The following is a 23,150-nucleotide window of genomic DNA, read 5'->3' on the forward strand; positions in this document are numbered from 1 at the left end:
GCCGCCTAATTTCTGTCGTGCGACAGAAATTCGCCCCCCGGAACTTCCACCCCCCGAGGAGAACGCGTCATGGCGACCAGCACGACGTACGGCGCGCGCGAGCACGCCCGAGCACAGGAAGGCACCACGAGCGACACGATGCCGGTGCTCCCGGCCTCCGACTGGCCCGCCCCGCCGGACGGCGTCGACCCCGCCGATCTCGTGTGGGCCGAGACCGTCGCCGGGGGCGGCTACACCCACAGGGTGCTGGCCCGGGGCACCGAGCTGCGCCTCACCGACCTGGCCGGCGACGCCTGCGCGCACCTGCTGCTCTACGTCGAGGGCCGCCCCTGGGAACGGCTCAACGTCGCCGACACCGTCAAGGTGCTGTGGAACGCCTACCTCGGCGAAGGCCACCTGCTGCTGTCGGACCAGGGCCGCGTGCTGGCCTCGGTGGTCGCCGACACCTCCGGCCGCCACGACACCGTCTGCGGGACCTCCAGCCTGCGGCGCAACACGGAGCGGTACGGCGACGGCTCGCCGCAGGGCGCGTCCCCCGCCGGGCGGGAGCTGTTCACGCTGGCCGCCGCCAAGCACGGCCTGCAGCCCCGGGACCTGCCCCCGTCGATCTCCTTCTTCCAGGGGGTCACGGTCGGCCCCGGCGGCGGCCTGACCTTCACCGGCTCCGCCGGGCCCGGCGCGTCGGTCACCCTGCGCGCCGAGATGCCGCTCGTCGTGCTCATCGCCAACACCGCGCACCCCGTCGACCCGCGCCCCGCCTACACCTGCACCCCGCTGGAGGTCCTGGCCTGGCGCGCCCGGCCCACCGGACCCGACGACCTCCTGTGGCAGGCGAGCCCCGAAGGCCGCCGCGCCTTCCTCAACACCGCCGAGGTGACCCGATGACCCTCACCGGCACGTCCGTGCTCGATGTCCCCGTCGCCGCCCGCGCCCCCTGGTCGGGGATCATCCGCGCCGGGCAGGAGCTGACCATCACCGACCTCGGCGGCAACCAGGCGGTCGACTGCCTGCTGTACGACGCGCACGACACGGCCGTGCGCTACAGCGCCCCCGACACGATCCACGCCCAGGGCAACATCTTCCTCACCACCGGCAGCGTGCTGCTGTCCAACGAGCACACCCCGCTGATGACCGTCGTCGCGGACACCTGCGGCCGCCACGACACCGTCGGCGGCGCCTGCTCCAAGGAGTCCAACACGCTGCGCTACGGGCACCACACCTACTCCCAGCACGCCTGCGTCGAGAACTTCCTCATCGAGGGCAGCCGCCACGGGCTCGGCAAGCGCGACCTGGTCAGCAACATCAACTGGTTCATGAACGTCCCGGTCGAGGCCGACGGCACGCTCGGCATCGTGGACGGCATCTCCGCCCCCGGCCTCGCGGTCACCCTGCGCGCCGAGACCGACGTGCTGGTGCTGATCTCCAACTGCCCGCAGATCAACAACCCGTGCAACGGCTTCGACCCCACGCCCGTGCGGATGACGGTGCGATGAACACCCTCCTCGTCGCCAACCGGGGCGAGATCGCCGTCCGCGTCATCGCCACCGCCCGTCGCCTCGGGCTGCGCACGGTAGCCGTCTACTCCGACGCCGACCGGGGCGCCGCCCACGTCCGTCTGGCCGACCACGCCGTACGGCTCGGCCCCGCTCCCGCCCGGGAGAGCTACCTCGACGCCGGCCGGGTGCTGCGGGCCGCCCTGGACAGCGGCGCGGACGCCGTGCACCCCGGTTATGGCTTCCTGTCGGAGGACGCCGCCTTCGCGCGCCGGGTCGAGGCCGCGGGGCTGGCCTTCGTCGGTCCCACCCCCGAGCAGCTCGACCTGTTCGGGGCCAAGCACACCGCCCGCGCCGCCGCCGAGGCGGCCGGCGTGCCCCTGCTCCCCGGCACCGGCCTGCTCCCCGGCCTCGACGCGGCCCTGAGCGCCGCGAGCGACATCGGCTATCCGGTCATGCTCAAGGCCACCGGCGGAGGCGGCGGCATCGGCATGCGCGCCTGCCGCGACGCCGGCGAGCTGGCCCAGGCGTGGCAGAGCGTCGAGCGTACGGCCGCCGCGAGCTTCGCCTCGGCCGGGCTGTTCCTGGAGCGCCTGGTCGAGGGCGGCCGGCATGTGGAGGTGCAGGTCTTCGGCGACGGCATGGGCAACGTCGTCACGCTCGGCGACCGCGACTGCTCCCTGCAGCGACGCCACCAGAAGGTGCTGGAGGAGGCCCCCGCGCCCGGCCTGCCGCCGCTGGTGCGGGCCAGGCTCGCCGACAGCGCCGCCGGCCTGTGCGCCTCCGTGCGCTACCGGTCGGCGGGCACCGTAGAGTTCATCTACGACCCGGTGCGCGCCGAGCCGTACTTCCTGGAGGTCAACACCCGCCTCCAGGTGGAGCACCCGGTCACCGAGGCGATCTACGGCGTCGACCTGGTCGAGTGGATGCTGCGTCTCGCCCAGGGCGACGCCGGGCACGTGCACGCCGCCCTGCGCACCCCGCCCGTAGCCGTCGGCCACGCCGTCGAGGCCCGGGTCTACGCCGAGGACCCGAGCCGCGACCACCGGCCCAGCGCGGGCCTGCTCACCCGCGTCGCGTTCCCCTCGGGCGTACGGGTCGACGGCTGGGTGGAGACGGGCACCCAGGTGAGCAGCTCCTACGACCCGCTGCTCGCCAAGGTGATCGCGCACGGCGCCGACCGGCAACAGGCCCTCGACCGGCTGGCCACGGCGCTGGCCGAGACCGGGATCGACGGCGTCGAGACCAACCTCGGGCTGCTGCGTGCCGCCGCGGACGACCCCTCCGTACGGGCGGCCACGCACGGCACCGCCACCCTGGCCGGGCTCGCCGACGGCTCCCGGCGCGTCGAGGTGGTGCGGCCCGGCATCCTCACGACCGTGCAGGACTGGCCGGGACGCACCGGCTACTGGCAGGTGGGCGTGCCGCCGTCCGGGCCGATGGACGACCGCTCCTTCAGGTATGGCAACGCCGTCCTCGGCAACGACCCCGGCGCGCCCGGCCTGGAGTGCACGCTGCGCGGCCCGGCGCTGCGGTTCAGCCACGCCGTCACCGTCTGCGTCACCGGCGCGCCCGCGCCCGTCACCGTGGACGGCGCGCCGGTGCCGCGGTGGGAGCCGGTCACCGTGCCCGCCGGCGGCGTGCTGGACATCGGCGCCGCCGAAGGGCCGGGGCTGCGGGTCTACCTGCTCGTCGCGGGCGGGTTCGACGTTCCCGCCTACCTGGGCAGCGCCGCGACGTTCACGCTCGGCGGGTTCGGCGGCCACGGCGGCCGGGCCCTGCGCGCCGGCGACGTCCTTCACGGGGGCCGCCTCTATGACGGGGGCGCGGACGGGGGAGCCGAGACAGGGGAGCGGCCCGAGTTCGGGCACGCCTGGCGGATCGGCGTGGTCGAGGGCCCGCACGCCAACCCCGAGTTCTTCACCGACGACGACATCCGCGACTTCTACGCCGCCCAGTGGAAGGTCCACCACAACTCCGCGCGCACCGGCGTCCGCCTGGTCGGCCCCAAACCGCGCTGGGCCCGCCTCGACGGGGGAGAGGCGGGACTGCACCCGTCCAACATCCACGACACCCCCTATTCGGTGGGCGCCGTGGACTACACCGGTGACATGCCGGTCGTGCTCGGCCCCGACGGCCCCTCGCTCGGCGGGTTCGTCTGCCCGGCCACCGTCGTCACCTCCGAACGCTGGAAACTCGGCCAGCTCCGGCCGGGAGACACCGTCACCTTCGTCCCCGTGCCGCCCGCGGTCGGCGCCCCCGGCGACGGCGGCGTGCTGCACCGTCTTCCCGAGACCGGCGAGCGGCCCGCCGTCACCTACCGGCGCAGCGGCGACGACAACATCCTCGTCGAATACGGCGCGATGGAGCTCGACCTGGGCCTGCGCATGCGGGTGCACGCGTTGTCGGAGGCGCTCGCCGCCCGCGACCTGCCCGGTGTCGCCGACCTCACCCCCGGCATCCGGTCGCTTCAGGTCCACCTCGACCCGGCCGTGCTCTCGCAGCGCGACCTGCTGGTCGAGCTGCTCCACATCGAGGCCGGTCTGCCGCCCACCGGGGAGCTGGAGGTGCCCAGCCGCGTCGTCCACCTGCCCCTGTCGTGGGACGACCCCGCCACCCGGGAGGCCATCGCCCGCTACATGGCGGGAGTGCGCGACGACGCGCCCTGGTGCCCGTCGAACATCGAGTTCATCCGGAGGGTGAACGGCCTGGAGGACGAGGCAGAGGTCCATCGCATCGTCTTCGACGCCGAATATCTCGTCCTCGGGCTCGGCGACGTCTATCTCGGCGCGCCCGTGGCCACCCCGCTCGATCCCCGGCACCGCCTGGTCACGACCAAGTACAACCCCGCCCGCACCTGGACCGCCGAGAACTCCGTCGGCATCGGCGGCGCGTACCTGTGCATCTACGGGATGGAGGGACCGGGCGGCTACCAGTTCGTCGGCCGCACCACGCAGGTGTGGTCGAGCTGGCAGCAGCGCGGCGCGTTCCAGCCCGGCTCGCCCTGGCTGCTGCGCTTCTTCGACCGGATCCGCTGGTATCCGGTGACGGCCGAAGAGCTGCTCGAACTCCGCGCCGACCTGGCGGCCGGGCGCCTCGAGCCCAAGATCGAAGAAGGCGTGTTCCGGCTCGCCGACTACCGTCGCTTCCTCGACGAGCACGCCGGCTCCATCGCGGCGTTCCGCGAACGGCAGGCCGCCGCCTTCGCGGCCGAACGCGCGGCCTGGCAGGCGGCGGGCGAGTTCGACCGCGCGGAACCGCCGCCGGGCCCGGACGAGACCGAGCTGGACGTCCCGCCGGGCTGCCGCGTGGTGGAGGCGGAGTTCGCCGCGAGCGTCTGGCAGATCGGCGTCACACCCGGCCGGCGGATCGCCGCGGGGGAGCCGCTGATCGTCCTGGAGGCGATGAAGATGGAGTCCGCCGTCCTGGCCCCGGAGGACGGCGTGGTCGAACGCGTCCTGGTCAGGCCCGGCGAGCAGGTGGAGGCGGGCGTCCCGATGGTGGTGCTGAGGAGTGATCGTGGCTGAGACGGCACTGGACCGGGTCCGCAGGGCCTACGCGCGGATCGCCGAGACGGATCGTCCGGAGGTCTGGATCGACCTGCGGCCCCAGGCCGACGTGGAGGACGAGGCCGCCGCCGTGGACGCCCGGGTGGCGCGCGGCGAACGCCTTCCCCTCGCGGGGCGCCTGCTGGCGGTGAAGGGCAACATCGACGTGGCCGGACTGCCGACCACCGCCGGCTGCCCCTCCTACGCCTACCTTCCGGACGCCGACGCCCCCGCCGTGGCCGCCCTCCGCGCGGCCGGCGCGATCGTGCTCGGCACCACCAACCTGGACCAGTTCGCCACCGGGCTCGTCGGCACCCGCAGCCCGTACGGCGCGGTGCGCGCCGCCACCGACCTGGCCCGGATCTCCGGGGGATCCAGCTCGGGTTCGGCGGTCGCCGTCGCGCTCGGCCTGGCCGACCTCGCGCTCGGCACCGACACCGCGGGCTCGGGCCGGGTCCCGGCCGCCTTCAACGGCATCGTGGGGATAAAGCCGACCCGCGGCCTGATCCCCGCGGACGGCGTGGTGCCCGCCTGCCGGAGCCTCGACTGCGTCAGCGTCTTCGCCCGCACGCTCCCCGAGGCCCAGCGGGCCCTGGCCCTGATGACCCGCCCTTCCGCACGGCCCGCGTCCCGTCCGGCCCGCCGTACCGGGCCGTGGCGGGTGGCCGTGCCCGCCACCGCCGATCTCGGCCCGCTGGCCCCGGGGTGGGCCGAGGCGTTCGAGGCGACGGCCGACCGGCTGGCCTGGGCGGGCGTGGAGACCGGTCCGATCGACCCCGGCCCGTTCCTGGAGGCCGCCGCGCTGCTCTACCAGGGGGCGTTCGTCGCCGAGCGCTACACCGCCGTCGGCGCGTTCGTCGAGAAGGGCGGCCCCGACCTGGATCCCGTCGTCGCCTCCATCATCACCGCCGCCCGTGACCTGCCCGCCCACCGCCTGTTCGCCGACCGGGAACGGCTGGCGGAGCTGCGGGAGCGGGCTTTCTCCCTGCTGGGCGACCACGACGCCCTGCTCCTGCCGGTCACCCCGCGCCATCCCACGCCGGCGCAGGTCGCGGCCGACCCCGTCGGCGTCAACGGCGACCTCGGCCGCTTCACCAACTTCGTCAACCTCTTCGACATGTGCGCGCTGGCCATACCGGCCGGGCAGGTGGACGGCCTGCCGTACGGCATCATGCTCGTCGGCCGGGCCCACGCCGACGACGACCTGGCGGCCATCGCCCGGCTGCTCCAGCCGGCCGTACGGCTGGCGGTGGTCGGCGCGCACCTGTCGGGCCAGCCGCTCAACCACGAGCTCACCACGCGCGGCGCCCGCCTGGTGGCCGCCTCCACGACCGCCGCGCGTTATCGGCTGCACGCCCTGGCCACCGACCCGCCCAAACCCGGGCTCGTACGGGTCGCCGAGGGCGGCGCGGCCGTCGAGTGCGAGGTGTGGGAGCTGCCCGCCGAAGGGCTGGGCGACCTGCTCGCGGCCCTTCCCCGTCCGATGACGTTCGGGCAGGTCGAGCTGGCCGACGGCGCGAACGTGCCGGGCTTCCTCTGCGCGCCCGAAGGGCTGCGGGGCGCGGCCGACATCACCGGGCACGGGGGGTGGCGCGCCTACCTCCGGTCGCTGGCGGTCCATGGCGCGCGGCCGATGACCGGGTGAGAGAAGCCGGGCCGGGAAGGAGAGGCTCGAGCGATCCTCTAGCCGGCTGCGGTAAACACGCGTGGGAGCCGTGGCTCGTCCGGTTCCCCGTCGTCACTTCGCATCCGACCGAGGAGCCGCTCTTGCCTGCCCTCACCCGTCTCGCGCTGGAGCGACCCCGTACAGTGGTCGCGATATGGCTGGTTCTGGCCGCCGCCGCCGTGCCGCTGATGCTGCACCTGCCCGGCGCGCTCAAGGCGGGGGGTTTCGAAAACCCCCGAGGGGAGAGTGTCAAGGCGCAGCACGTCCTGGAGCGCACATTTCACGAGGCGCCACAGGAGCTTCAGGTCGTCCTGCACACGGCCGCGGGAGACGTCACCCATGCCGTCGGCCGTGCGGCCGCGCTGGCGAAGAACTTCCCCCACGTTGCCTCGGTGGAGGACTACCGCCAGAATCCCCGCTGGTTGTCGGCCGACCGGCACACCACATTCCTGAGGCTCGGCTTCCGGGCCGATCCCACGACAGTGCAGAACCTCATCGGTGACCTGCGGCACCGGATGACCGCCGGGCTGGGTGACCAGGGCGTGGAGGCGCATGTGACCGGTGCGCAGGCGCTCGACTACGACCTCAGCGTCCAGTCCGAGCAGGACGCCGGCACCGCCGAGATGATCGCCTTTCCGCTCCTCGTCATCGTGCTGCTCCTGGTGTTCCGGTCGGTGGCGGCGATGTTGGTGCCGGTCGTGCTGGCCGGCATGGCCCTCGTCTGCGCCATGGCGATCGGCTATCTGGTCGCCCGCGTCAGCGACGTGTCCATCCTGTTCAACAACGCCGTCTCGATCATCGGTCTGGCCGTGGCGGTCGACTATTCACTCTTCATCATCCGGCGCCACCGGGAGGAACTCGCCGGCGGGAAGGACACCATCACGGCCTTGAACACCGCGATGCGCACCGCGGGGCACGCCGTGCTGTTCAGCGGACTGGCCGTGGTGGCGGCCCTGCTCGCCCTGCTGATCCCCCGGCTGATGGTGTTCACCAGCATCGCACTGGCCGGCATCATCGTGACACTGGTCGCGCTGGCCATGTCCATGACGCTGTTGCCCGCCGTGTTGTGTCTCATGGGCAGGCGCATCGACTGGCTGCCGATCCGAATCCGCAGGACCCGTGGCGGCACCGGGCGCGCACCGTTCACCGCGCTGCTCGCCCGGCTGCACCGGCGCCCCGTGCCGCTGCTGCTGGCCCTGGCCGTGATGTTCGCACTGATGGCCTGGCCCATCGGATGGATCAGGCTTCAGGCGCCCGTGGCGAGCCCCGAGATCCTGCCCCCCGATGCCGACTCGCGGCAGGGTGTCGCGCTGCTGCAGGAGGCCCTGGAGCCCAGGGATCTGTTCCCGCTGCAGGTGGTACTGACCACGCCGCGCCAGAACGGTCCGGCGCCGTTGGTCGAGAGCGTACGGGCCGTCATGGATCAGGCGGGGACAAGTGGGCGGGTGGTGTCGTCTCAGTCGGTGACGAGGATCGGCCTGCCGTCCGTCGCGCTGGACGCGGCGGTGGGCGGTGACACCGCCGCGCTGCCGGCCGAGGCGAGGGCCGCATTCGCCCAGTTGTGGAGTGAGAACGCGGGCAGATACGTCACCAGGGTGGTGATCGTCCCCGCCGAAGGGCCGGACAGCGACCTCACCCATGATCTGGTGCGGGATCTGCGCGACCGCCTGCCGACGGCGGTCCGGCCGGGTGTGAGCGTGCAGGTGACAGGCGCCACCGCCCAGGGGGTCGACTACGACGATGTTCTCGTCGGTTCCATGCCGGCGATCCTCGGCGCCGCCGCGCTGATCACACTGGTGCTCCTGGCCTCGGCCTTCCGCTCATGGTTGCTGCCGCTGCCGGCCCTGGTCCTCAACGCGACCGTGGTCGCGGCGAGCCTCGGCCTGCTGACCTTGATCAGCCAGAAGTGGCTGGGGCAGCGGATCGACAGCACCACGCCGGCCCTGGTCTTCGCGGTGATGTTCGGCCTCAGCATGGACTACCTGGTGATCATGATCTCCCGGATGCGGGAGGTGTACCTTGTGCGGCGGAACCACGTCGAGGCGATCGACGTGGGCATGCGCCGCACCGCCGCCCTGGTGAACAGCGCCGCCCTCATCATGGTCGCGGTCTTCGTGTCGTTCCTCGCCGCGAAGATCAGCGTCGTCCAGCAGTTGGGGCTGGGCTTGGCCATCGCCGTGGTGCTGGACGCGCTGATCGTCCGGTTGCTGGTCATGCCGGCCATGCTGCACCTGTTCGGCCCGCGGATCTGGGGCCGGGTCTCCCCGGCGAGCCCGGCCTCTTTCAACGGGGGTCTTCAGGAGGAGACTCCGCAGTCATCATCGCCGTGAGGAACGGCCGGCGCAGCTTCCCGCTCGACGTCCTCGGCAGGGTTCCCGGCCGTACCACCGCCACCCTGCCGGGGCGCACTCCAGTCTCGCCCACGACGGCCCGCTCCACCTCCTGCCGGAGCCGCTCGCTCCGCGCGGCGTCGCGGTGCAGCGGGGTCTCGACCACGATCACCAACCGCTCGGTGCCGCTGCCGGCATCGGGCAGGCCGAGCGCGGCCACCCCCACGGCTCTGACACCGTTCACCGTAGCGGCGGCCTGTTCGAACGGCTGCGGCTGGTAGTTGCGCCCGGCAATGATGATCAGATCTTTGTGCCTGCCCGTGACGAACAGTTCCCCGTCCAGTGTGAATCCCAGATCCCCGGTGTCGAGCGAGCCGTCGTACGTCTCGATGCCGTTCTCGGAGAGGTAGCCGGTCATCATCGAATCCCCCGTCATGAGCACGCGGCCGACGATGCCGTCCGGCAGTTCGCCGCCCGCGTCGTCGACGATCCGGATGCCGACGCCGGGCACCGGCAGGCCCGACGAGACCAGTTCTCGTGTGTCCTGGGCGGAGGAAGGCGGCAGGGCGACGCCTCTGCCCGCCAGCGCGGCGGCGGACAGCGCCTCGACCCGAGGAGTGGCGCCGGACCGTGAGAACGACGCCGCCAAGCCGATCTCGGCCAGGCCGTAGCAGGTCCGCATGGCCTCCGGGCGGAAGCCGTACGGGCCCAGCGTGCGTTGCCACAGCCGGAGCGTGGCGGCGTCGACCACTTCGGCCCCGTTGAAGGCCACACGCCAGCCGCTCAGGTCGAGCCCGTCCAGTGGCAGGCGGTCGGCCAGTGACGCGACCAGCCGGTAGGCGAAGTTGGGTGCCGCCGAGACGGTGCCCCCATATCTGTGCATCAGATCGAGCCATATCTTCGGGCGCGCTGCGAAGGAGAGCGGACTGACGAGCACCGCGGGCACGCCGAACAGGAGCGTCGTCAGTGTGGCGCCCACCATGCCCATGTCGTGGTAGAGCGGCAGCCAGCTCACCGCTACGTCGTCGCGGTGCAGTGGAGTGGCCCCGCCGATCGCCTTCATCGCGGCGAAGAGGGCACGGTGGCTCAGCACGATGCCCTTCGGCGCGGCGGTGGTGCCCGAACTGAACTGGATCAGCGCGGGAGCGTCCGGAGCAACCGTCACGACCTCCGCTTCGATGGCACGTTCCCGGAACGGCGGGCACACGACCGCGCCCGCGCTCCCCAGGATCTCCTCCGCGAGCGGACGCACTCCGGAATCGCACACGAACACCGCCGGCTCGGCCACGTTGACGATCTGCCTGGCCCGGTCCGCCCACGCACGCCGCCGGGCGAAGCTCATCGGAGGCTCGACCAGCATGGGCACGCCCCCAAGCAGCATGGTTCCGTACAGTGCGGCCAGCAGATCGGGCGAGGTGTCGAGACACAGGCAAGCCCTGCCGCCCGGGCGGAGCCCGGCGCGGGCCAAAGTGGCGGCGGCGGTCCGGGCACGGTCGTAGAGCGCCCTCACGGTCAGGCGCGTCTCGCCGTGAGACTCGGGTAAGTGGTAGGCGACCGCCGACGGCTCGCGCGCCGCTCGCGCGGCGAGGACACCGGCCAGAGTGTCCCCACCACACGGTGCGGCGAGCACGCCGGCGGGGGATCCCTCGCCTCCGCGCTCGTGGTGAAGGTCGGCTTTCATGGCAGGATGAAGGGGAATCCGTGCTTGTCCAGTTCGAGGGCGGAGTCGGTGACCGCCCGGCACAGCTCGTCGATGTCGGCGTCGCTGTGCGCGTCGCCCGTGAAGAACATCGGCAGGCTGAGGGTGTAGACGCCGCGGCGGCGCAGCATCAGTGTGAGCAGGAACAGCCCGATGGGGTTCACGGCCGAGGCGAAGCGGCGGTAGTCGTCGTAGGAGTCCTCGGCGATGAACCCGAAAGAGCCGATGAAGTCGCCGAAGCCGAGCAGGCGCAGCGGGATGCGGGTCTCCTCGCGGAAGGCGGCCAGGTGCTCCTGGATCTTGGCGACCTTGGCCCGGGTGCGTTCGTAGTAGGCGTCGCCGGCCTCCCTCAGCAGGCTCAGGGACGCGTACGAGGCCGCCAGCGCGAGATGGTTGCCCGCGTGCGTCGTCTGCACGCAGGTCTTGCGCCCGATGTCGGTCAGGGGAAGCCCGGTGGTCTGCATGTGGTCGAGCAGCTCGGCGCGGCCGCCCACCGCCGACAGCGGTATTCCGAGCCCGGAGACGACCTTGCCGTACGTGTACAGGTCGGCGCGGATGCCGAAGTGACCGGCCGCGCCCGCGGGGCCGAAGCGGAATCCGGTGAGCACCTCGTCCAGGATGAACGGCACTCCGAGCTGCGCGCACCGCTCCGACACCGCCTTGACCTCGGGGATGGTCTGGTCCAGGAACGGATAGGACTGGCAGACGGGGTCGGCGATCACACAGGCCAGCTCGTCGCGATTCCGGTCGATGAGATCGACGGCGGCCTCGATCCGGTGAGGGAGGACGAGCACCTCGCCCGGAGCGACCCCGGCGAAGGCGGGCATCCTGGGAATGCCGTTCTCTCCGATCTCGGGGAAGGGCTGGATCAGCGGATGACCGTGTGCCATGAACGCGGTGTTGTGCGCGGCGACGTCATGGACGCCGTGCCAGCAGCCCTCGAACTTGGCCACCAGCCGCCGGCCTGTGTGCGCCCGGGCCAGCCTGATCGCCGCGTTCGTGGCGTCGGTGCCGGAGTTGAGGAAGGCGAACTTCTCGCAGTGGGGCACCAGTTCTCGCATGAGCCGGACGAGGTCGAGCTCGATGGGATTGAGATATCCATTGCCCGTGCTGACGGCGAGCTGCTCCCGGACGAACTCGACCACCCGGGGAGGGTTGTGCCCCCAGAGGGACTGGCCGCCGAAGCCGAGATGGAGGTCGAGGTAGGAGTTCCCGTCGACGTCGAGCAGGCGGCTGCCGCGGGCCTCGGCGACCACGAGCGGGAACGGCGGGGCGTGGAAGGGCAGGAAGACGTCGTTGGTGACGGACAGTTCGCGCACCTGGGCGGCCAGTTCGGTGGAGCGCCGCTGCCGTTCCGCGAGCTCCATGACGAGGTCGGCCACCCACGGCTGGCCGAGAATGTCGTCGACGAGTTGTTGCGCGGCCGGCGCAGAGGGTGAGGACATGCGTGCTCCTCTCACAGGAGACGAAGGTCAGGGCAGGATGAAAGGAAATCCGTGCTTGTCCAGTTCGAGGGCGGAGTCGGTGACCGCCCGGCACAGCTCGTCGATGTCGGCGTCGCTGTGCGCGTCGCCCGTGAAGAACATCGGCAGGCTGAGGGTGTAGACGCCGCGGCGGCGCAGCATCAGTGTGAGCAGGAACAGCCCGATGGGGTTCACGGCCGAGGCGAAGCGGCGGTAGTCGTCGTAGGAGTCCTCGGCGATGAACCCGAAAGAGCCGATGAAGTCGCCGAAGCCGAGCAGGCGCAGCGGGATGCGGGTCTCCTCGCGGAAGGCGGCCAGGTGCTCCTGGATCTTGGCGACCTTGGCCCGGGTGCGTTCGTAGTAGGCGTCGCCGGCCTCCCTCAGCAGGCTCAGGGACGCGTACGAGGCCGCCAGCGCGAGATGGTTGCCCGCGTGCGTCGTCTGCACGCAGGTCTTGCGCCCGATGTCGGTCAGGGGAAGCCCGGTGGTCTGCATGTGGTCGAGCAGCTCGGCGCGGCCGCCCACCGCCGACAGCGGTATTCCGAGCCCGGAGACGACCTTGCCGTACGTGTACAGGTCGGCGCGGATGCCGAAGTGACCGGCCGCGCCCGCGGGGCCGAAGCGGAATCCGGTGAGCACCTCGTCCAGGATGAACGGCACCCCGAGCTGCGCGCACCGCTCCGACACCGCCTTGATCATGGGAACCGTGTGCTCGGCGAAGGGGAAGGAGGACGACACGGCGTCGCCGATGACGCAGGCCAAGTCGTCACGGTGCCGCTCGAGCAGCTCAAGGGCGGCCGACGTGTCGTTGGGCAGCACGAGCAGTTCGGCCGGCGTGGCCGTCGCGACCCCCGTCAGGGCGGGCAGCGGCTCCACACCTTCCGCGCCGATCTCGGGAAAGGGCTGCACGGGATGACCGTGGTACCAGAACGCGGTGTTGTGCGCGGCCAGGTCGTGGACCCCGTGGAGGGCGCCTTCGAACTTGGCCACCAGCCGCCGTCCGGTGTGTGCCCGGGCCAGCCTGATCGCCGCGTTCGTGGCGTCGGTGCCGGAGTTGAGGAAGGCGAACTTGTCGCAGTGCGGGACGAACTCGCCGAGCAGTTCGGCGAGTTCCGCCTCGATCGGATGGAGATATCCGTTCCCCGTGCCGGTGCCGAGCCGGGCGCGGACGAACTCGACCACCGGCGGTGGATTGTGCCCGAACAGGGCTTGAGCGCCGAAGCCCAGGTGACAGTCCAGGTAGGAGTTGCCGTCGGCGTCCTCGATCCTGCTGCCCTCGGCCCCGGTCGTGACCAGCGGGAACTGCGGCGCATGGAAGGGCCAGAAGTTGTGGTTGCCGACGGACCGCCCGCGCACCCGGGCGGAGATCGCAGCCGACTCTCGCTGTCGTTCGGACAGTTCGGTGAACAGATCTGTCACCCACTGCCGCGTGAGCAGGTCGGCGACCAGGTCCTCGATTGTCATGGGTCTCCTTCGAAGGGCAGGTTCAGAACCTGATCAGGGCCGACTCCAGGGTCAGGCCCGGCCCGAAGGCCAGGAGCACGCCGTACTCGCCTTGGGCGGGACGCACCTCGCGCATGATGTGGTCGAGAATCAACAGGACCGTCGGGGAGGAACAGTTTCCCCAGGAGGACAAGATTCTGCGGGACGGCTCCAGCATCGTCTCCGGAAGCCGGAGACGATCACCGACGAAATCGATGATCTTCGGTCCGCCGGGATGGATCCCCCAGTGCGCGATGTCGCCGATCCGCAGGCCATGCGGTTCGAGCAGCCGGGTCACAAAGGGAACGATGGCTTCCGAGAGGTACAAGGGGACGTATGGCGACAGCGTCATCCGGAACGCGTCGTCCATCACCCGCCAGGTCATGGCGCCTGCCGTGGCGCCATGCGTCTCGGTATGAGTGGCCATCACGACCGGCCCGTCCCGGTGCTCCTGGGCGGACGCCAGCAGGATCGTCGCCGCCGCGTCGCCGAACAGGCCGTTGACGACGACCTGCTCCTTGGTGACCTCCGGACGCAGGTGCACCGAGCACACCTCGGCGCAGGTGACCATCGCCAGCTCCTCCGGACGGGCGGCGAGCGCGTCGAGCGCCACCTTCAGCCCGTTGAACGCTGCGTAGCAACCCATGTGCCCGACGAACGTCCGCCGCAGGTCCCGGCGCAGCCCGAACTCCTCGGCGAGCAGCATCTCAGGGGTAGGACCGGCGTAGCCGGTGCAGCTCACGAAGACGTACGTGCCGACGGCGTCGCGGTCCACGCCCTCAAGCACGGCGCCCACCGACTCACGGCCCATCGCCAGCGCGTGCCGCTCCCAGGCGTCGATCCGATCCCGCATGCCGGGGAAACCGTCGGCGTAGTGCGACTGCGGTGTCCACGCCAGCCGGCGCTGCCGCACCTGGGTGCTGGTGAAGACCTTCTCGGCGTCGGGTACGCCGGCGTACAACCGTTTGTAGAAGGAGGCGAACAACTCGTCCTGGGAAACGGCCGGGCCTGCCGCCGCGGGCCGCAGCGCCACTATCCGCGCCGTCGCGGGTTTCACGTACGCTCCAGTATGCGAGTCTCGGCGACCTCTTTCACGGCCGTGAGGAATCCCTCGGTGACCTCGTCCATCTCCTTCTGCGCGAACGGCTCGATCAGCACCAGCACGACGGGGGCGACGTCCACCCAGGCCTCCGACCGCGTGTCGATCCGCAGCCTCGTTTCCTCCGGGGTCGGACCGTCCTCGATGAGGAACCTGCCCCAGGAGCGGAAGTTGTGCTCGCCGTGCGGCTCCCAGGCGATCGCGTCGGGCTCGCCGGTGTCGAACCGGGCGACGTAGTCAGGGGTGAAGGCGATGGCGCCGTTGGAAACCTGCGCCAGCCGGTAGTGGTAGAGGTCGTCGCCGATCCGTTCCAGCTCCTCGACTCCCGGCATCAGGCGCCCGCAGCCGACCACGTCGGCGAGCAGCGCGCGCAGCCGCTCCCTGCCGGTACGGATGAGGACGCTGCGATTGGTCGCTGACCTGATCCATGCCATGTCTCAGCACTCCGAAGTCTTGACGGCATGTCCGATGTAGCTGACCGCGACCGAGCGGGTCAGCTGAAAACCACCGAGCGATCGTCCCCGCAGCACCGCCGCGAGCAGCCGGTGGGCGGAGGCGGCGGGTGCCAGTCCGCGGATCTCGGCCGGCCGCAGGCCGTGGCGGGCGAGCGTCTCGGCGAGTTCCCGGGGGCGGATGAACATCCGCCAGTTGTGCGTACCGGGATGAACGATCTTCGCGAGCCGCTCCGCGGCCAGGATCGCCACCAGGTAGGACGCCAGAGTCCGGTTGATCGTGTCGAAGACGAGTACGCCCCCCGGGCGGAGCACGCGGGATATCTCGGCCACCGCGCCCGGCAGATCGTGCAGGTGCTCCAAAACGTCCGAGACCACGACCATGTCGATCGAGGCCGGGGCGACCGGCAGTTGATAGGCCGAACCCACGTGGTAGCCGACCTCGACTCCCGAGGCGCGGGCGTGCCTGCGCGCGGCGTCGACGGCACCCTCCGACAGGTCCACCCCGGTCACCCGATAGCCGAGGGCGGCCAGCTGTTCCGCGACCAGGCCGCCGCCGCAGCCCACGTCCAGCACGCGCAGGCCCGCCCGGTCGCCGAGCCGGACGCCCACCTCGTCGAAGTAGCCGACTCGCGCCGGGTTCATGTCGTGCAGCGCGCGGAGCGGGCCACGCCGATCCCACCAGGCGTCCCCCACCGACGAGTAGTAGTCGTTGTCGATCCGGACCGTGCCCGGATCGAGTGCGGTGAGCCTGCCGGGTGCCGATGCCATCACAGCCACCTCGGTGTCGCGTCCGGGTCGATGAGGAGCGCCGCCTTGCCGATCCGCTCGCGGGCGTGGTCGGGGGACAGCGGCGGGGCGGTGGCCTTCAGGCTGCGCCAGATCCGGCTCATCTCCTCGGCGGCCAGGGGGTCGGTGACGAGTTCGAACGCCTTGGACACGACCTCCTGGGCCGCCTCGGCGACGTAGTGGGCGACGACGGGGTCGCCGGGGTCGTGCCGGGCCATAAGCGCCCTCATGGTGGCCAGGCTCGCTCTCATCCGTGCCGTCGTGAACTGGCCGCCGGGCAGCCGGGACCGTTTCGCGTCGCCTTTGACGTCGCGCACCGCGAGTTCGTACGCCTGCTCGGCCAGGCCGAACATGGTCCCGGCATAGCGTTCGCCGGGCCCCCCGGCGCCGGCCGGCACCGCCGGCCGGGTCGTCTCGTTCATTCGGCCCACCTCGGTTCGGCGAAGATCGGCACGTCCAGGGCGTGCTTGCCCGCCCACTCCAGGACCACGTCGGCGGCCGGAGGCACCAGCAGGCCGGCGATGACGTCGCGGTACATCCGCTGGAGGGGGGAGGCGGAGACCAGGGAGGATCCTCCCTGCACCTGCATCCCGAGCGTCACCACCTCGTGGGCGAGCCGGGTGACCTGCATTTTCATCAGGCTCATGTCCAGGTAATGGGCGATCGGGCCGGCCGTGTCATGGTCGGCGTGCACGGCCGCCTCGAGGTGCGCCCGCGCCGCGGCGAGCCGGGTGGCCATCTCGGCGACCCGGAACTGAACACCGGGCAGGTGCGCGTTGGGCTTGCCGATCACGCTGAGCACCCGCCGCCGCTGCGTGGCCGTGACGTGCTCCAAGGCCGCCCGGGCGATGCCGACGAAGACGGAGGCGAAGCTGCACCAGGCCCAGTGGACCCCGGTCATGAACAGCAACGGCAGCTTGCCCGGCTCGCCGACGGACCACCGGTCCTCCACGAAGAAGTCCTCGATGGCCAGAGTGTGACTGCCGGTGGCGCGCATCCCCGCGGCATCCCATTCCTCGATGACCCGGATGCCCTCGTCCGGCTTGGGCACAAGGAACGCCATCGGCTGTGGCAGGCCCCGGTCGTCCTTCGTCGCCGCGGACAGGAACAGATGGGTCGCCCCGGGGAAGCCGGTGAAGAACCCCTTGCGCCCGTTGAGCACGTAACCGCCGTCCACGCGCTCGGCCTTGGTCGTCGGGTGCCACCAGTTCCCGCCGACTCCCGGCTCGCTGAACCCACCGGCGATCACGGCGCCCTCGGAGACCGCGCGGCAGACCCATTCCGCGTCCTGGCCGCCCAGCTGGGCGATCATGGCCAGGCCGTGGACGTGCATGTTCACGGAGAACGCCGTGGACGCGCAGGCGCCGGCGAGCACCTGCTGCGCCTCGCACAGTTCGCCCAGGCCGGCGCCGTCGCCGCCATACTCCCGCGGGATCGTCATCGCGGTGTATCCGGTGCGCACCAGCTCGGCCAGGTTCTCGTGAGGGAAACCGCCGTCCGCGTCGTGGCGGGCGGCCCGCTCGGCGAAGGCCGGGGCCAGCTCACGGGCGAGCGCGACGTAGTCCCGGCGCCGGGCCCTCGCCAGATGATCGGCCATCGACCCGACGCTGTCCGCCCCGGCCTGGCAGGCGCCCGCCAGCCACGGCGTCAGGTCGGCCTCGGGGTGCTGCTCGTGGATGCGGGCCGCCAGCCGTACGAGGTCCAACGAGTCGAACCCGAGGTCACGGGTGAGCGATGTTCGCGGCCCTATCTCCTGGGGACGCAGGTCCGGTTTAACCGCGACGAGGTGTTCCACCAGGGTGGACAGCTCGGGTGGGCTTGCTGTGATCACATTGATCCGCCTCCTGATGTAACCGCGGACGAGCCGCCGGGATGCAGCATGGCCGACCACCGTCGCAGCAGCCTTGAGTTGTATTCGAGCCACGCACCAGGGCCGCTGTGGAGCATGAGCGCATCACCGGACGAAAGGACGCGATATGAGCGACACCGGGCTGACCTTCGAAGGCAGGGTCGAGGACCTGCACCGGGCGGTGCGTGACCACTACGACAAACTCATCGACCTGTACGAGCAGATGTGGGGCGAGCACATCCACCACGGTTACTGGGATCTGGACGATCTCGGCGTCTCGCGGCACGAGGCACAGCGGCGTACGGTGAACGAGCTGATCGCGTTCGCGGGCGTCCCCCGGGGGGCCCGGGTCCTCGACAGCGGCTGCGGCGTCGGCGCCTCCTCGATCATCCTGGCCCGCGATCTCGGCTGCGACGTGGACGGCATCACGCTGAGCCGCGAGCAGGTACGGCGGGCCACGGAGAAGGCCGCCGAGGCCGGAGTGTCCGGCCAGACCAGGTTCCTGCTCATGGACGCTATGCGCTCGACCTACCCGGACGACACCTTCGACGTGGTGTGGTCGCTGGAGAGCTGCGAGCTCATGCCGGACAAGCGGGCCTATCTCGCCGAGTGCGCCCGGGTGCTCAAGCCGGGGGGAAAGCTGGTCGTCGCGACCTGGTGCTCCCGAGACGACCGGCTCGATCCTTCGGAGGTTCGCCTGCTGCGGCGGCTGTACCGGGACTTCGCGGTTTCCCACGTGCTTCCACTGGACCGCTACCGGAAGTTGTGCGAGGAGGCACTCCTTGTCGACGTCGCCACCGCGGACTGGACCGAGCACGTCCGCACCACCTGGAAACTGTCCGCGGACATCGCCAGGCCCCTGGCCAGGGATCCCTTCTTCGTGTGGAAGCTGATCCGGGCCAAGGGCCTCGACGTCTTCCGCTTCGTCAACTCGGTGCCGCTGATGAAGAAGGCCTACGATCGGGACGTGATGCACTACGGCGTCTTCTGCGCCACCAAGCCGGCCTGACCGTCGAGGCGGTCACTCCTTGGTGAAGCAGAGGATGAACGCGTCGCCCTGCCGGGCGGGGGTGTAGGCGGTGTCGGGGTAGGCGCGGTACCTGTGCCGTTCGACCAGGACGCGGTCGAAGAAACGCAGGTACCGGTCGAGCATCACGGCGGGGGTCGCGGTGCAGGTGGCCGCGTCGGGGACCGCGCCGTCAAGGGAGAACATGGGCACGAACGTGCCGCCGGACCGCAGCGCGCGAACCAGCTTCGGCATGAACTCGTCCAGCAGGTCGCGATCCTCGAAGAGCTCCTTGGGCAGCTCGGGGTCGAAGAAGATCCCGTCGAAGCTGCCGGGCTCCAGTTTGTCGACATAATCGAAGAAATCCGCCTGAATGATTGTCAGTGTGGGGGGCGGCGCCGGGTGTTCCTCCCGGAACAGCTCGATGACCTTGGGGTATTTCTCGACCACGGTGTGCCGATAGGTGTCGGCGCGCTCCGCGATGCGCAGCGCCGAGTAACCCAGACCCAGCCCCACCTCCAGGAACTCCCCGCCCCGCTCGCAGAGCAGGTCGGCCGAACGCCACATGAGCGCTCGTTCCCAGCCCTGCATCGCTTGCACCTCGTCGATGTACAGCGTCACGTCGCCGTTGCCGCCCCGGACCAGGGCGATGTCGGGAACCTGCATCGTCGTCTCCTCCATGTGCTCGTGGTTCGCGGATCAGCCGCGCCGGGGGGCGAGCATCCGGCCGACCAGCCCGGTCGTGTGCGTGCCCTTGCGGAAGCTCGGGTTGGCCAGGACCTCGCGCAGGAAGCCCACATTCGTGGACAAACCGGGGCCGTCGGCCACCAGCTCGGTCAGCGCTCGGTCGAGCCGGTCGAGCGCCTGGTCCCGGTCGACGCCCCAGGCGATCACCTTCGCCAGGAGCGGGTCGTAGTCCGGGGGCACCCGCATCCCGGCGTACGCGTGGGTGTCGACCCGTACGAACGGTCCGCCCGGCGGGACGAACTCGGCGAGCAGCCCGGCGGTCGGGGCAAAGTCCCGGGACGGGTCCTCGGCGTTCACCCGGCACTCGACCGCCACCCCGCGGCGCACGACGTCATCCTGGCGGAGGGACAGGGGCCGCCCGGCGGCGACTGTGAGCTGCTCGCGCACCAGGTCGACGCCGGTGACCATCTCGGTCACCGGGTGCTCCACCTGGATGCGGCAGTTGGTCTCGATGAAGTAGAACTCGCCGGTCCCGTGGTCCACCAGGAACTCGAACGTGCCCAGGCCCCGGTAGCCGATCGCGCGCGCGCCTTCGAGAGCCGCCTCGGCCATCCGGCGGGCCAGTTCGGGGCCGATCGCGGGCGACGGGGTCTCCTCCACCAGCTTCTGCCGGCGCCGCTGCGCCGAGCAATCCCGTTCCCCGAGGTGGATCGCGTTTCCGTGGCTGTCGCACAGCACCTGGACCTCGACGTGGTGCGCCACCGGCAGGTAGCGCTCGAGACAAAGGCGGTCGTCGCCGAAGAGCATCTGCGCTTCGGCCCTGGTCCGGCGGAAGGCCGCGGAGAACGCATCCCGATCGGATATCACGCTCATCCCGCGTCCGCCGCCCCCCGCCACCGCCTTGACGATGACGGGATAACCGATCTCGTCGGAGAGCGCGGCCGCGTCATCCTCCCGCACCGGCTCCAGGCTGCCCGGCAGCACGGGCAGCCCGGCCGCGCTCATCGCGGCCCGTGCCGCCGCCTTGTCCCCGAGCGTCTCCATGACGTCGGGCGGTGGTCCGATGAAGGTCAGCCCGTTCTCCGCGCAGATCCTGGCGAACTCGGGATCCTCCGACAGGAAGCCGTACCCGGGATGCACCGCGTCGGCACCGGTGCGCAGGGCCACCTCCATCAGAGCCGCCGCGTCGAGATAGCTGCGCCGAGGCGCGGACGGCCCGATCTGCACCGACTGGCCGGCGATCCGTGACACCGCCGAGTCGCGGTCGGCGGTGGAGTGCACCGACACGGTGCGTATGCCCATCTCCGCGCAGGTGCGGGCGACCCTGAGAGCGATCTCACCGCGGTTGGCGATCAGTACCGTGGTGAACATCAGCGTCCCCCTCCCACGAGAGGCTCCTCCTGGGGGGTGGAAGCGCCCGGGAAGAGCGCGGCGCATCCCGCGTCCCCGGACGGAGAGATCACCATGAGGGGCTGGTCGTACTCGACGGGGGCGCCGTCCTGCACCAGGATTTCGACCACCTGCCCGGCGGTCTCCGTCTCGATCGGATTCATCAGCTTCATCGACTCCACGATCGCGACCTGCTGGCCCGCCTCGACGATGTCGCCCACGGAGACGAACGGCGCCGCCCCCGGCTCTGCCGCGCGGTAGAAGGTCCCGACCAGCGGAGCTCGTATCTGGCCGGGCGGGGAGTCCGGTGCGGCCGGATACGCCGCTCCGCGGCCGGGCCGTTCGTCCGCGGCCGCGCCTGAGGGTGCGACAGGGCCGGCCGGGGCCACGGCCTCCCACGTCATCTCGGCGCTGACCGTGCCGTGCCGGATCTTGAGCGTGACCGGCGGGCGCGGCAGGAGCGAGACGAGTCTCGCGGCGGCCTGGCAGAGCCGGTCGAGTTCGTCATGGGGAGGGGGCGGGTTCACGCTCGATCACCTCCAAGGGCGACGGCCAGGGGAGCACGTGTAACCGGCAGGCCGAAATGCCGGAACCGGCCGTAGCGCTGACGGATCAGTTCGGTGGGAGAGAGCGGAAGCAGTTCCGCGAGGGCGGCGTGGATCGCGGCGCCCAGCATGCGGGCGGCCAGGACGGGATCGGTGTGCGCGCCGCCTTCGGGTTCCGGCACCACGCCATCCACGACCCCCAGACGCAGCAACTCCTCGGCTTCCAGTCGCAGAGCGCGGGCGGCCTCGGGTGCGGCGGCCGGGGTCTTCCACAGAATCGACGCGCAGCCCTCCGGGCTGATCACCGAGTACCACGCGTTGGCGCAGATCAGCACCCGGTTGGCCACGGCGAGAGCGAGCGCGCCGCCGCTGCCGCCCTCACCGGTGACCACGCTGACGACAGGAACCGTCAGCCGGGCCATGAGCCGCTGGCTCTCGGCGATGGCCGTGGCCTGACCCCGTTCCTCGGCCGTCACACCCGGATAGGCGCCCGGAGTGTCGACCAGTGTGACCACGGGCAGGCGGAGTTTCTCCGCCAGGCGCATGAGCCGGGCGGCCTTGCGATATCCCTCGGGCTGCGGCATGCCGAAATTACTGGCCACCAGTTCGGCCGTGTTGTGCCCCTTCTGATGGCCGATGAGCATCAGGGGGACGCCGCCGAGGCGCCCCATACCCGCGAAAACCGACCGCGAGTCGCCGAACACGCGGTCGCCGCGCAGCTCTTGGAAGTCCTCCAGCAGCAGTCCCGCATAGTCGGCCGTAGTCGGCCGGCGCGTGTCGCGGGCCAGCCGAACCACCTCCCACGCGTCCCGCTTCCGGGGGACGTACGCCGGGGGCCGCGGCGGTGGCCGGTGATCCTCCCCGCCCACCAGCCTGCTCAGCACACCGCGCAGCTCGTGCCGGGGGACCACCGCGTCCACCATGCCGTGCTCCAGCAGGAACTCGGCGGTCTGGAAGCCCTCGGGCAGTTCCTCCCTGATCGTCTGCCGGATGACCCGTGGGCCGGCGAAGCCCATCCTCGCGCCGGGTTCGATGAGGATGACGTCGGCAAGGGTCGCGAAAGAGGCGGCCACCCCGCCGAAGGTCGGATCCGCGACCACGGAGACGGACATGACGCCCGCCTCGTCCAGCGCGGCGAACGCCTGGCTGGTCTTGGCCATCTGCATCAGTGAGAGCACGCCCTCCTGCATCCGTGCGCCGCCGGAGGCGGTCACGGTGATGAGCGGACGCCGCTCCCGCTCCGCGATCTCGGCTGCCACGGTCACCAGCTCGCCCACCGCCGATCCCAGACTTCCGCCGAGGAAGCGGAAGTCCATGACCACCAGCACGACCGGCCGTCCGTGCAGCAGGCCGCGCACGCACACGGCGGCCTCGGCGAGGCCCGTGGTCTCCCGTGCGCTCGCGAGGCGTTCGGCATAGGGGACGCTGTCCACGAAGGAGAGCGGGTCGGGCAGCACCTTCGGCGTTTCCACGGGGGTGGCCGAGCCCCGGTCGAGCAGCTGCTCCACCCGGTCGGCGGCGGTGACCGGATGGTGGTGGCCGCACTCGGAGCAGACTCCGAGGCTCCGGGCGAAGCGGCGATGGTGGATCATCGCCTGACATCGCCGGCAGCGGATCCATCGTCCGTCCGACATTGGTTGCCTCTTCTCCGGT

At 71.2% G+C, this 23,150-nt stretch carries 17 protein-coding genes and 1 pseudogene; 6 read left to right on the top strand and 12 right to left on the bottom strand.

All coding sequences use genetic code 11. The features are described from left to right. Positions 1 to 69: 69 nt before the first annotated feature. From FLX08_RS05355 to FLX08_RS05375, 5 genes are all read left to right on the top strand, one after another. Entirely contained in the window at positions 70 to 885 is an 816-nt protein-coding gene (locus tag FLX08_RS05355) for an urea amidolyase associated protein UAAP1 (RefSeq protein ID WP_142617048.1), read from the top strand. After that, on the top strand, positions 882 to 1,493 hold the full coding sequence (locus tag FLX08_RS05360) for an urea amidolyase associated protein UAAP2 (RefSeq protein WP_142617049.1): 612 nt from the start codon (positions 882 to 884) through the stop codon (positions 1,491 to 1,493). The genes FLX08_RS05355 and FLX08_RS05360 overlap by 4 nt, the downstream gene beginning before the upstream one ends. Next, positions 1,490 to 5,020, top strand: coding sequence for a 5-oxoprolinase/urea amidolyase family protein (locus FLX08_RS05365; protein WP_142617050.1), 3,531 nt, complete (start codon positions 1,490 to 1,492; stop codon positions 5,018 to 5,020). Before FLX08_RS05360 ends, FLX08_RS05365 begins: the two co-directional genes overlap by 4 nt. Continuing rightward, positions 5,013 to 6,686, top strand: a complete 1,674-nt coding sequence (gene atzF / locus FLX08_RS05370; RefSeq protein ID WP_142617051.1) for an allophanate hydrolase — start codon at positions 5,013 to 5,015, stop codon at positions 6,684 to 6,686. Before FLX08_RS05365 ends, atzF begins: the two co-directional genes overlap by 8 nt. A 122-nt stretch (positions 6,687 to 6,808) precedes the next feature. After that, on the top strand, positions 6,809 to 9,037 hold the full coding sequence (locus FLX08_RS05375; protein WP_142617052.1) for an MMPL family transporter: 2,229 nt from the start codon (positions 6,809 to 6,811) through the stop codon (positions 9,035 to 9,037). Here the strand turns inward: FLX08_RS05375 and FLX08_RS05380 are convergent. From FLX08_RS05380 to FLX08_RS05415, 8 genes are read right to left on the bottom strand one after another with little or no spacing between them, the layout of a single operon-like run. Next, on the bottom strand, positions 8,991 to 10,718 hold the full coding sequence (locus FLX08_RS05380) for an AMP-binding protein (RefSeq protein WP_142617053.1): 1,728 nt from the start codon (positions 10,716 to 10,718) through the stop codon (positions 8,991 to 8,993). The genes FLX08_RS05375 and FLX08_RS05380 overlap by 47 nt on opposite strands. Beyond that, a complete protein-coding gene (locus FLX08_RS05385) occupies positions 10,715 to 12,181 on the bottom strand; it encodes an aminotransferase class III-fold pyridoxal phosphate-dependent enzyme (protein WP_142617054.1) in 1,467 nt (488 codons plus the stop codon). The genes FLX08_RS05380 and FLX08_RS05385 overlap by 4 nt, the downstream gene beginning before the upstream one ends. 27 nt (positions 12,182 to 12,208) lie before the next feature. Further along, on the bottom strand, positions 12,209 to 13,663 hold the full coding sequence (locus FLX08_RS05390; protein ID WP_142617055.1) for an aminotransferase class III-fold pyridoxal phosphate-dependent enzyme: 1,455 nt from the start codon (positions 13,661 to 13,663) through the stop codon (positions 12,209 to 12,211). A gap of 22 nt (positions 13,664 to 13,685) precedes the next feature. Next, positions 13,686 to 14,738, bottom strand: coding sequence for a type III polyketide synthase (locus FLX08_RS05395; protein ID WP_142617056.1), 1,053 nt, complete (start codon positions 14,736 to 14,738; stop codon positions 13,686 to 13,688). Next, entirely contained in the window at positions 14,735 to 15,214 is a 480-nt protein-coding gene (locus tag FLX08_RS05400) for an SRPBCC family protein (RefSeq protein WP_142617057.1), read from the bottom strand. Before FLX08_RS05400 ends, FLX08_RS05395 begins: the two co-directional genes overlap by 4 nt. 3 nt (positions 15,215 to 15,217) lie before the next feature. After that, positions 15,218 to 16,003 carry a bifunctional 2-polyprenyl-6-hydroxyphenol methylase/3-demethylubiquinol 3-O-methyltransferase UbiG gene (gene ubiG / locus FLX08_RS05405; RefSeq protein WP_142617058.1) on the bottom strand — a complete coding sequence of 262 codons (786 nt, stop codon included), beginning with the start codon at positions 16,001 to 16,003 and terminating at the stop codon, positions 15,218 to 15,220. Continuing rightward, positions 16,003 to 16,443: a hypothetical protein gene (locus tag FLX08_RS05410; protein WP_142617059.1), complete on the bottom strand. Its 441-nt coding sequence runs from the start codon at positions 16,441 to 16,443 to the stop codon at positions 16,003 to 16,005. Before FLX08_RS05410 ends, ubiG begins: the two co-directional genes overlap by 1 nt. Continuing rightward, on the bottom strand, positions 16,440 to 17,852 hold the full coding sequence (locus FLX08_RS05415) for an acyl-CoA dehydrogenase family protein (RefSeq protein ID WP_167530280.1): 1,413 nt from the start codon (positions 17,850 to 17,852) through the stop codon (positions 16,440 to 16,442). Before FLX08_RS05415 ends, FLX08_RS05410 begins: the two co-directional genes overlap by 4 nt. Positions 17,853 to 17,997: 145 nt before the next feature. Between FLX08_RS05415 and FLX08_RS05420 the strand changes: the two genes are divergently transcribed. Further along, the gene (locus FLX08_RS05420) at positions 17,998 to 18,879 is read left to right on the top strand and encodes a methyltransferase domain-containing protein (RefSeq protein ID WP_142617061.1); all 882 of its coding nucleotides are present in this window, start codon (positions 17,998 to 18,000) and stop codon (positions 18,877 to 18,879) included. Positions 18,880 to 18,891: 12 nt separating this feature from the next. On the opposite strand, the gene FLX08_RS05425 is transcribed toward FLX08_RS05420, so the two are convergent. From FLX08_RS05425 to FLX08_RS05440, 4 genes and pseudogenes are all read right to left on the bottom strand, one after another. Beyond that, entirely contained in the window at positions 18,892 to 19,542 is a 651-nt protein-coding gene (locus FLX08_RS05425) for a class I SAM-dependent methyltransferase (protein ID WP_244312430.1), read from the bottom strand. Between the two features lie 33 nt (positions 19,543 to 19,575). Then, complete coding sequence (locus FLX08_RS05430; protein ID WP_142617063.1) at positions 19,576 to 20,934, bottom strand: acetyl-CoA carboxylase biotin carboxylase subunit; 1,359 nt, start codon at positions 20,932 to 20,934, stop codon at positions 19,576 to 19,578. Then, on the bottom strand, positions 20,934 to 21,479 hold the full coding sequence (accB, locus tag FLX08_RS05435) for an acetyl-CoA carboxylase biotin carboxyl carrier protein (RefSeq protein ID WP_244312431.1): 546 nt from the start codon (positions 21,477 to 21,479) through the stop codon (positions 20,934 to 20,936). Before accB ends, FLX08_RS05430 begins: the two co-directional genes overlap by 1 nt. Next, a pseudogene (locus tag FLX08_RS05440) lies at positions 21,476 to 23,143 on the bottom strand (acetyl-CoA carboxylase carboxyltransferase subunit alpha); the annotation flags it as partial. The pseudogene FLX08_RS05440 and the gene accB, both read right to left, overlap by 4 nt. Positions 23,144 to 23,150 lie beyond the last annotated feature (7 nt).

It is taken from the genome of Microbispora hainanensis, from assembly GCF_006874475.1.
In the GTDB taxonomy this organism is placed as follows: domain Bacteria; phylum Actinomycetota; class Actinomycetes; order Streptosporangiales; family Streptosporangiaceae; genus Microbispora; species Microbispora hainanensis.